The sequence below is a fragment of the Moorena sp. SIO2C4 genome (genome assembly GCF_010672485.1).
GTDB lineage: Bacteria > Cyanobacteriota > Cyanobacteriia > Cyanobacteriales > Coleofasciculaceae > Moorena > Moorena producens.
On sequence record NZ_JAAHGN010000156.1, the window covers coordinates 1 to 10029 of the forward strand.

A 10029-nucleotide genomic window follows, 5' to 3' on the forward strand; every position below is an offset into this window, starting at 1 on the left:
GTCAGAAGTCAAACTCTTGCGCTTCTTGATGCAATAGCGAGTGGGGGAAACCCCCAAGACCGCTTAGGTGCGCTTTCCGTTGGCGAATTAAATTCGCCACGGGTCGCACCTCTGCATCGCTTACAAAGGGTGTGAGACTTTTGTCATGTCCTAACTGCCCTGGCGACTGCTATAGCAATAGAGTGGCGGGCTGCTGCTTTCGATATCGATTTTGTAGGAGTATGGCTGGTCAGCTCACTCCTGATCAAAAATACTCTTGGCTTTTATATGTTGCAGATGCTCATCTTCCTGTTGCTCTGGCTAGTTACGGTAGTCGTGCTATTATACACCAATCCGGCTCAGAGTTTAGGGTAGTGGGCTTTCGGTTATCTTGATTCTTGAGGTTAGATTCGTTACCCTTGCACCGGTTACTGACTCTAACTAAACTGGAGAGCATGGTTGGCTTCGCTGCACTAAAGCGCGATGATGATTGGCTTGATTGGTCTAGCTAATCGCATTTCAAGGATACTACTGTGGGCTGCCCTTGTCAGTGACCAGATTGCCCTGCACGATGATGGTGCCAACAAGGCGTGAGGTTTTTCCCGAGACTTGAGCAATTTTGCATCTACTTGATAGACTGGGGCATCCCATGAGATAATAGTAAATTGTGTTTAATTGTAATATTTGAGTTCTTAGAAAAAAAACTATGGCAAGTAAGAAAGGTGTCCGAATCGTTATTACTCTAGAATGTACTGAATGTCGCAGTTACTCCAATAAGCGCTCGGCTGGTGTTTCCCGCTATACCACTAGGAAGAATCGCCGTAACACATCATCACGTCTGGAACTGAAGAAATTTTGCACCCATTGCAACAAGCACATGATTCACAAAGAAATCAAATAGATTTGGTCCTTGGTCATTTGTGAATTGAATTTGTTAATTGAAAATGGACTATTGACAAAGAACAAGCAACAAAGAACAAGTATTCAGCTTATGTGCTACGCACACGCGTGCGCGTTCAGCGGTCAGCTATCAGCGGTCAGCTCAAGTAACTCAGCTTAAACCAATGCTTACCTGTTTTATTGTAAGCATTCAGTGGTCAGCCGTGAACATTGGCCTTTGAGTCACGCTACGCGAATGGCTCACTCTACTTCAGGTGCCGTCAGAATAAAAGAAACCTAAGCAGCTTAAGTAGCGTGCTAATAGCTCATAAGCTGATAACTGATAGCCCATAAGCTGATAACTGATAACTGATAGCTGATAGCTGATAGCTGATAGCTGAATACTTACCAAAGAACAAATGACTATAATCAGTAACCAGTAACCTAAATAACCAATCACCAATCACAACCAATCATGACTTACTTTCGTAAACGTCTCTCTCCGATCAAACCCGATGAACCGATCGACTATAAAGATGTTGAGTTGCTGCGCAAGTTTATCACTGAACGGGGAAAAATCCTACCCCGCCGCATTACTAATCTAACGACTCAACAACAACGAAAGCTAACCACAGCCATTAAGCGAGCAAGGTTCTTGGCTTTGCTACCCTATATTAATAAAGAAGGTTAAGGTGAACAATCACGGTCTTCCTCTGGGATATTTCCCGTGTGAAGAATGAAATATCAAATAAGAAGGATGAAGGATGAAGGATGAAGGATGAAATGGGGTGATCGATGGCTGAGGCGCGCGATGCAGTGGCCTCACGGGGAATTCCCCCACTCGCGCTCTGCATCAAGACATGGTTAACTAAAAACTTGCGACCCAACCAGGAGTTACACTGACCACTGACAACTTCAGACTTCAGACTTCAGACTTTAGACTTGACCCCGTCTGCTGAGTTGGGTATCTCAACAACACAGGATAGACTGGGGGGAGGTGGATTTGGTAAACGCTACCCGGGTTATCAGAACTGGTGGAAAAGGGAACACTAATCGAATTTCGCTTACAAGGAGAACGCCATCTCGCTGTTGTCGATCGTCCAGAGGGCAAGAACCACTTGATTGCTTTGGATCAACGGGGGAAACTGCACAAGCTCCATCCTCGACAAGTCACCTACACAGTGGCAGATTCTACTTATGAGCCATCACAAATACCAGAGTTTATTGCTCGAGTACAACCCTATCTAGACCCAGATAGCTTAGAATTAGCTTGGGAATTACTGGTGGAAGAAGGAGAGGCGGTTACCTGTGCTGACATGGCACAGTTATTATTTTCTGAGCAAAGTCCACCCCAGTGCTATGCGGCACACTGTATTCTGTTTGAAGACAAAATCTATTTTAAACAAAAAGCACAAACCTATGAACCCCGCTCCGCTAGCATGGTGGCTGAAATCAAGCATCAACTGGCAGCGGCTCAATCAAAGCACCAGGAACAAGAAGAATTTTTGAAGCGAGTACAGCAAAAGTTAGGGGGTGAGCAAGTAGAGTGGGTTGATAGCGATCGCACTCGCTTTGATGCTCTAGAACGGTTCGTTAGTGAACCAGATAAACCATCTCGTGCAGTTCAGGAAACTCTGGAAGCACTAAAACGCCCTCAAAACCCAGAAAATGCCTTCGATTTATTGATAAATTTGGGTTTGTGGCGTCCTCACCAGAAGTACTTGCTGCGTCATAAAATCCCAACTCAATTTCGTCGTGAGGTACTCGAATTGACCCAGCAATACCTGGCAAATCCTCCTACTGACCCAGATTCAGATCGCTTGGATTTAACTCATCTGAAACTCTACACCATAGATGATGAAAGTACCCAAGAAATAGATGATGGTTTGAGTATAGAAGATCTAGAGGATGGCACTCAGCGTCTGTGGATTCACATCGCTGACCCAACCCGCTTGGTAATGCCAGGGGATAATCTTGACCTAGAAGCACGACGGCGTAGTACCACCATATATCTACCCACGGGCATGATTCCCATGTTCCCATCGGAACTGGCAACTGGTCCAATGAGTTTGGTTCAAGGTCAAGTCTGTGGCGCACTCAGTTTTGGCGTGATCTTGGATCAAGATGGTGCCATCTATGACTATCAGATTCACCCCAGCCTGATTAAACCCACCTATCGCCTGACTTATGAAGATGTAGATGAAATGTTGCAGTTAGGGGTACAGGCAGAAACAGAACTGTTTGCGATCGCTAACTTGGCTGTGCGTCGGCAAAAGTGGCGCAAGTCTCAGGGGGCGATTAGCATCCATATGCCAGAGTCGGTAATCAAGGTGGGAAATGATGACCAAATTACCATTGAGGTGTTAGAAGATTCACCATCACGGCAAATGGTGGCAGAAATGATGATTCTGGCAGGTGAAGTGGCTGGACGCTATGGTCAAGCGCACCAAATTCCACTACCATTCCGAGGACAACCCCAGCCAGAACTTCCATCCCAAGAAGAACTGCTGCTATTGCCAGCCGGTCCAGTGCGGTTCTGTGCCATGCGTCGGTGTATGCCTAGAAGCGAAATGAGCATTACCCCAACACGCCACGCTAGTTTGGCTTTGGAAACTTACACCCAGGTAACCTCTCCGATCCGCCGCTACACTGACTTAATGACTCATTTCCAGCTGAAAGCTCATCTACGGGGTGACCCCCTACCCTTTGAAGCTGAAGATTTGCTCGAAACGATGCAGAGTGTAACCAGAACAGCTAAGGATGCTAGTGAAGTAGAACGTGATACCAACAAATATTGGGGATTGGAATATTTGCGGCGTAACCCGAATCAGGTTTGGCAAGTATTAGTACTCAGTTGGTGGCGAGAAAACGAGAATAAGGGCAACATTCTCCTAGAAGAGTTAGGTCTAGAATTGCCCATGCGTTTCCAGCGTTCGGTTCAATTAGGCGATCGCTTACACGTCAAAGTCAGTCATGCTGATCCCCGTAAAGAAGTTATTCATTTTCAAGAACTAGCGAACTCAGAGGCTCAGCTTCCTTTTAACTCAAAGCTAGAAGATGGCTCAGCTTCTGCTGTGAACAGATTCGCGTAAATCTCTGTCCTTTTATAAAAATCCCCCAAAGCCGAAAACCCCGTGTCTAATGACCGGGGATGAAGGCTCACAGCGGCTTGACGCGCCTAGAAAAATATTTCAGGAAAATCCGGAATTTTAGTCTGGATGTTGTAAAATAAGGGAGTGAACAGTTTAGGTCCCAGACGAAACCTTAGAATAGGGTCGCCTTTATGGTTTGTCGGCTATGGAAAAAGGGTTAAAACTGTTGTTATAAGGCGACCCTATTCTTACGGTAACTTTAAGAAGCTGATGATCATTTTAGAGTTCAAGGCGAAAGGAAAAAAACATCAATACTCTGGGATCAACGAGGCTATCCGGACAGTCCAGTTCATCCGTAATAGCTGCCTCAGGTATTGGATGGAAAATAAAGGGGTCAACAAATTTGACCTTAATAAGTACAGTGCAGTCCTTGCTAAAAACTTTCCTTTTGCTAATGAATTAAACTCTACTGCTCGTCAGTCTAGTGCTGAAAGAGCATGGTCATCAATTGTTCGATTCTTTGATAACTGCAAGAAAAAAGTACCTGGAAAGAAAGGTTTTCCTAAGTTCCAGAAAAACTGCCGCTCAGTGGAGTATAAACAGTCTGGATGGAAGTTATCCCCTGACAAGAAGTCAATCACCTTTAGTGATAAAAAGGGTATTGGGAAGCTTAAGCTTAAAGGTAGATGGGACTTGTGGCGCTTGGATAAAAAGGAAATAAAGCGAGTCCGTATAGTTCGCCGGGCTGATGGTTATTATGTCCAGTTTTGTGTTTCAGTTGATATCAAAGAGGAACTAGAGCCAAGTGGGACAGCTATCGGCTTGGATGTTGGACTAAAATATTTTTACACTGATTCCGCTGGAAAAACTGAACCAAATCCCTGCTTTTACAGAACGGGAGAAAAACGCCTTAAGTTCTACCAGCGTCGAGTTTCTCGCAAGAAGAAAGGCTCATCCAATCGAAATAAAGCAGTTAATAGACTAGGCAGACAGCACCTTAAGATAAGTAGGCAACGTGAAGAGAACGCCAAGAGACTGGGAACGAAGTTACCGTAAGAATAAAGAAGCCTTTATGGTTAGTCGGCTATGCATAAAAGGGTTAAATCTTTGTTATTAAGGCTTCTTTATTCTAAGGTTTCGTCTCCGGCGCGCTGCGTAATCTGTTCTAACGATCTGGTCGCCTAGGTCGACTTAAGAGCCAAGAACCTAGTAAAAAATCACTGCCTCGCTAAGTCTATTAATGATGCAGGTTGGTATCAGTTTAGGAAATGGATGGAGCACTTTGGCACCAAGTTCGGAAAGGTAACAGTTGCAGTAAATCCTGCATATACCAGCCAAAACTGTTCCAATTGTGGCGAAGAAGTTAAAAAGTCCCTATCAACTAGGACTCATACGTGCAAGTGTGGTTGTCAGTTAGATAGAGACCACAACGCCGCAATAAACATCCTTAAGAAAGCCTTGGGTACGGTGGGGCACACCGGAACCTGGATCTTAAAATATCTAAACGCTTCAGGAGAATCGGCCTCTACTGTTCTTGGTTCCGGCCAGGTTCAGCAAGCTGGCTCGTTGAATGAAGAATCCCCGCGTATGCGCGACCGGGGAGTGTCAAAAAACTAGAAAGCTTGCTTTGATGTCTCGACATAAGTACAAGAGATTAAAACACCAAATCATCCGGGTACCGAGCCGTTGGTACTTCTGCCTATCTTTGGCTATTACCATCCTGCTGGGATGGCTTGGTGTAGCAGTAGCACAAGATAGTAACACGAATAATTTCACTAACCTGTCTACTATCTGGTTGTTAGTTTCATCTTTTCTAGTCTTTTTTATGAATGCTGGCTTTGCCATGTTAGAAGCCGGGTTATGTAGACGGAGAAATGCGACTAATGTCTTGGCTAAAAATTTGATAGTTTTCTGTATATCAGCCTTAGCCTTTTGGCTAGTTGGCTTTGGCTTAATGTTTGGTGATGGCATCACTTACAGTTGTGTTCCAGGAGAAAATAATAGTTTAAGTTTAGTGGGTCAAAAGGGGTTGTTTTTTAATCTTCCCTTTCCCCAATTTGGAAATCTTGGTTTTCCAGAATCAGGATTTAATTGTCTCAATCAAGATTGGTCTAATCGCTCCTTTGCGGCTCTATTTTTATTTCAGTTAGTCTTTGCTGGAACTGCAGCCACTATTGTTTCAGGAGCTGTTGCTGAACGGGTAAAATTCTGGGCATTTCTCCTATTTAGTTTTTTCCTGGTTGGTTTTATCTATCCCGTAACCGGTCACTGGGTTTGGGGACACTATGGTTGGCTAGCCAAGGCGCTAAAATTTCATGATTTTGCGGGTTCAACTGTAGTCCATAGTGTTGGTGGTATGGCTGGCTTGGTAGGGGCTTGGCTACTAAAGCCACGACAAGGTCGTTTTGGCTACAATTTAAGAACAGATAGATATGAAGGTCTCGAAACTGAAAAGTTCTCTGCCGATAATCTGGGTTTAGCCACCTTAGGCTGCTTAATTCTTTGGCTGGGCTGGTTTGGTTTTAATGGTGGCTCAGCAAAGGATCTCGATTATGTAGCTAATACCATCACAACTACCATGATGGCAGCAGCAGCTGGTGGAATATCCAGCGTATTTTTTAGTCCAATTATCCTGGGAAAACCCAGTCTAGCCTCAATTATCAATGGCATTTTAGGTGGGTTGGTGGGAATTACAGCCTCAGCTGCTTTTGTAGATATCAAAAGTGCATTTATAATTGGCTCTATCAGCGGTATTTTTGTCCTTTTAGGCGAATATTTTCTACAAGTTTGGAAAATTGACGACCCCGTAGGTTCGATTCCTGTTCACCTTTTCTGTGGATTTTGGGGAACGATTGCCTTAGGAATCTTTAGTAGCAATAGTTCTCTGTTGTACTCGGAACTTGATGTATATGACGATCCATTATTACAAGTGTTGTGTCAGTTCTTAGGCTGGCTGATTATTATCATTGTAACAGCTCTATTGAGTTTATTAGGTTGGCTATTAGTTAGCCTAATTTTATATTATGCAAGCCATATCAATGAGCGGATTAGCGGCAAACAACGCCATAGGAAACAATTACGTCAAACCCAATATTTTCAATTGGGAGAATTTATCTTAACTATTTTTGAAATTGCTCGTCGAGGAATTAGGGTATCTTTGGAAGAAGAAATCAGTGGTAGCGATGGAGTTTTTTATAATCCTTAGAAGAATCTGGCTTATCAGTAAATAGCTAAGTCTTTAAAAGTAGGCAATAAAATAAATTTTTATTGACTAAAACCAGTCTATTAAGTTAGATTAATTAGTTAAATTAATTAGTTATTTAGTTAACTGTTTGCTAAAAATCCATGCATGAATTTCCTATTCCCTGTTCCCTGTTGCCACAACTACTGATTTAACAATTTAATTTAACAATTTAACAATTTAACAATTGATTACCCCAAATATTTAGCAGCTGGACAATCTAATTTTATTAGATAGTTTCTCAACCAATTAGCATAATTCTCATTATTCCTATCCCATCGACGGAAAAAACGTGGAAGAGATTTTTGTTTAAACTGGTAGTAACGCTCTGATACTTTACAAAGATTTATAGTAGCTTGCTTGAATTCACCTTGACTAGCGAGCTCTTCTATAGCATAGGAAAACTGCAATTGATCTAACATTGACTGACATAGCTTGGGAAAAGCACTATTTTGACTCTTTATCTTTCTAAGTTGCTCTATTTGTTCTTTTCTGGTAGTAAATTGGCGTCTGCATATGTCCTCAGAAGCAAGGTTTTTTAGTTGATCGTCTGCTCTTCTAGCACTAGTACACTGAAATACACCAAAGGTAATGACTAGAAACAAGGCGATCAAGCCACCCCAAAAACTAATGGGTGATGGGATTCTGCTAGCTGATGAGGTAGCCAAGGTTGTGGCTTGGTCTGGCTCTAAAGGTACTACAGTTGATTGGTTGGGCTCGTCAGTTGTTAGATCTGGGTGTTTGGGTTCATCAGTTGTCAGCTCTGAGTGTTTAGGCTGGTCAGTTGTGAGATCTTGGTCTTGAGTAACTGGGGTGATTGGTAGGTTAGGAAAAGCAATGGCGATGGCTTGATCAGTAGCATCTGTCGTCAGCTCAGATGCCAACCAATAGTCTGTACTGGTCAACTGTGCTAACTCTTGAGCTACCCAGCTGTGATTAAAAACAACCTCATAAATACGGTTAGAAACTTTTAAATTTCCCCCCTGGTTAATCACCACACCGGAGTTGAGCAACACTTTTTGTTCCCAACTGTCATTTGCCATCATGACTCCCTGCAAAATTTTCTGATATAGCCGCAGGAATTGTTCTTCGAGCAAGAAACTACGAATATCTTGCAGAAGTTCAGCGGCTTCCTGAGTTTCCCAATTTTCAACGAAGTGAGTTTTGACTAGTTCTTCGACTTTGAGAGCTTCCTCACCAACAGGGATGGGAGATTTAGAGTCAAGGATAACTTGACAAAGCTTCTGGGTCAAAAAAGGCTGAGAGCCAGTCCATGCCAGTACCTCGTCTAAGACAACATCAGGGTTACTCAGATGCTCAGCCAATGCGAGTTTGAATGGTTCGAGGATTTTAGCCACCTCAGGTTTATCCTGCTTAGAGGTCATTTCATTCCTTGTGTATTCCAGACTATTTTTCCTTCAAACATATTTTGTGATAGTCTTGAATTTTCGATCAAGATTAACAAGGAATTTCTATGATCTACAAGCCAGGTTATGGGTAAGATATGGGGTGTAAACTACATGTCCACTACATGTCCATTACATCCAACCCCTCTGATGGCATAATCTTTCCCCCAAACGACTTAACTACATCTTCAAACAAGGGCATATCATCCTGTGGGATTTCCACTACTACTACCATTTTGGCATATTCCTCTGCTCCTTCTTCCTTGTATTCTATTTGCTCGAAGGGCAGGTCTGTTGTCCAATCGTCTGAATTGCTATCAATCATAGGGACGTTGGGCAACAGTTCTTCAACTGGGATAGCGCGAGGTTTAAAAGGCAGATCGACGCAAAATCGAGGCAGTGCCTGATGAGAAAAATTAACGAAATCCACGGGATTGCTAAACACGACTGAAACTTGGACTTTCATAATCTATGCTATGGTATTAAATCTATTGAGACTAAGTTGAATTAATACATCATAGCAAAGATGAGCAGTGAGACAGCCTCTGACTTCCAGTCATGGCAAATCTGGGTCTAATACCCCCGTTAACCAAACTGGTAATATGAACATTATATTGTATCGCAATGACTCAATTTAGGAATTGATGCCTGGTGAATAAAGACCTATCAAGGAGTTTGGTTTACGAGTTCCAGCCTCATCAGATTATTTGTTTAGAGCATGACAATACTCGTTTATACGCTGAAGTGATCGAATTTGTGTCATCGCGACAAATGTGTTGGGTGCGTTCTATGATATTGGTCACCTTGCATAGTCAAGAGCCTGTGCCAGTGGAACTCCCTGAACAGCTTACTCTTTACGACCTACGCTCTGGACCGGATTTACTTTGGCCAGCGAGTTTATTACGACTAGCCTTAGACACTGAAGTAATTCCCCTCTTGGTTCGGTTAGATGACCCTGATGTCAATGTAGAAAGTGACCCTGATGCTCGCCAGCAACTAAGTTATTTTATCTGTGCAGTTTGGCAAGCTTATCCTGAAAAGTTTTAAGTTTTTTTAATGGTTAATCGGTAATAGGACTTTGCCAACTCAATGGTGATCTGATCACGACTCAAGCAGTAGCAAGTCAGACCCCTTAGGAGAGTAAACTAAAGTTGTAGGGGTTTTGCCACATGTAGCTGTCAGAGCTTGCCCCAACCCTGAAAGTCATGGCTAAAAGTCATGGCTAAAAGTCATGGAGTAGTTACCAAGCCTCCGAGCTGGTCTAGCCTTAGTTTATAACCACTTTTTCTAGTGACTCGGAACTAGCTGTACACGACCAGCATCCATCTCAGACATTAATAATTCCAGTGCTTCGTAATCCACATCAGAGATGTAACCAGTTTGAGTTAGTTCGTAGTTAATTGCATTTTCTATATCAGGAGTCAACTTCCTA

10 protein-coding genes and 1 pseudogene are annotated in these 10029 nt (G+C 43.0%); 7 read left to right on the forward strand and 4 right to left on the reverse strand.

Annotation, left to right across the window (positions count from 1 at the left end; all coding sequences use genetic code 11):
• The first annotated feature begins 221 nt into the window (after nucleotides 1-221).
• Nucleotides 222-374, forward strand: a complete 153-nt coding sequence (locus F6K20_RS11075; protein ID WP_287265036.1) for a hypothetical protein — start codon at nucleotides 222-224, stop codon at nucleotides 372-374.
• Nucleotides 375-685: 311 nt separating this feature from the next.
• The gene (rpmG, locus tag F6K20_RS11080) at nucleotides 686-880 is read left to right on the forward strand and encodes a 50S ribosomal protein L33 (protein WP_071986987.1); all 195 of its coding nucleotides are present in this window, start codon (nucleotides 686-688) and stop codon (nucleotides 878-880) included.
• Between the two features lie 249 nt (nucleotides 881-1129).
• Here the strand turns inward: rpmG and F6K20_RS11085 are convergent, their stop codons facing one another.
• Nucleotides 1130-1318, reverse strand: coding sequence for a hypothetical protein (locus F6K20_RS11085; protein ID WP_008191264.1), 189 nt, complete (start codon nucleotides 1316-1318; stop codon nucleotides 1130-1132).
• 15 nt (nucleotides 1319-1333) lie between these two features.
• Between F6K20_RS11085 and rpsR the strand changes: the two genes are divergently transcribed.
• From rpsR to F6K20_RS11105, 4 genes and pseudogenes are all read left to right on the forward strand, one after another.
• Nucleotides 1334-1549, forward strand: coding sequence for a 30S ribosomal protein S18 (gene rpsR, locus F6K20_RS11090; RefSeq protein WP_008191262.1), 216 nt, complete (start codon nucleotides 1334-1336; stop codon nucleotides 1547-1549).
• Nucleotides 1550-1892: 343 nt separating this feature from the next.
• Complete coding sequence (locus F6K20_RS11095; RefSeq protein ID WP_008191260.1) at nucleotides 1893-3950, forward strand: ribonuclease catalytic domain-containing protein; 2058 nt, start codon at nucleotides 1893-1895, stop codon at nucleotides 3948-3950.
• A 270-nt stretch (nucleotides 3951-4220) separates the two neighbouring features.
• Nucleotides 4221-5567 (forward strand): annotated as a pseudogene (locus F6K20_RS11100) (RNA-guided endonuclease InsQ/TnpB family protein).
• A 13-nt stretch (nucleotides 5568-5580) separates the two neighbouring features.
• Nucleotides 5581-7155, forward strand: coding sequence for an ammonium transporter (locus F6K20_RS11105; RefSeq protein WP_044495721.1), 1575 nt, complete (start codon nucleotides 5581-5583; stop codon nucleotides 7153-7155).
• Nucleotides 7156-7382: 227 nt separating this feature from the next.
• Here F6K20_RS11105 and F6K20_RS11110 read toward each other — a convergent pair whose 3' ends face one another.
• Both F6K20_RS11110 and F6K20_RS11115 read right to left on the reverse strand, forming a co-directional pair.
• Nucleotides 7383-8576: a hypothetical protein gene (locus F6K20_RS11110; protein ID WP_008191251.1), complete on the reverse strand. Its 1194-nt coding sequence runs from the start codon at nucleotides 8574-8576 to the stop codon at nucleotides 7383-7385.
• A gap of 142 nt (nucleotides 8577-8718) precedes the next feature.
• The gene (locus F6K20_RS11115; protein WP_008191249.1) at nucleotides 8719-9063 is read right to left on the reverse strand and encodes a hypothetical protein; all 345 of its coding nucleotides are present in this window, start codon (nucleotides 9061-9063) and stop codon (nucleotides 8719-8721) included.
• A gap of 323 nt (nucleotides 9064-9386) precedes the next feature.
• Here F6K20_RS11115 and F6K20_RS11120 point away from each other — a divergent pair, with 323 nt between their 5' ends.
• Nucleotides 9387-9644 (forward strand): hypothetical protein, encoded by a 258-nt coding sequence (locus tag F6K20_RS11120; protein ID WP_287294676.1) that lies wholly within the window; start codon nucleotides 9387-9389, stop codon nucleotides 9642-9644.
• Nucleotides 9645-9884: 240 nt separating this feature from the next.
• Here the strand turns inward: F6K20_RS11120 and F6K20_RS40590 are convergent.
• Nucleotides 9885-10029: hypothetical protein (locus tag F6K20_RS40590; RefSeq protein ID WP_502708829.1), on the reverse strand; the 145-nt coding region annotated here is incomplete at its 5' end.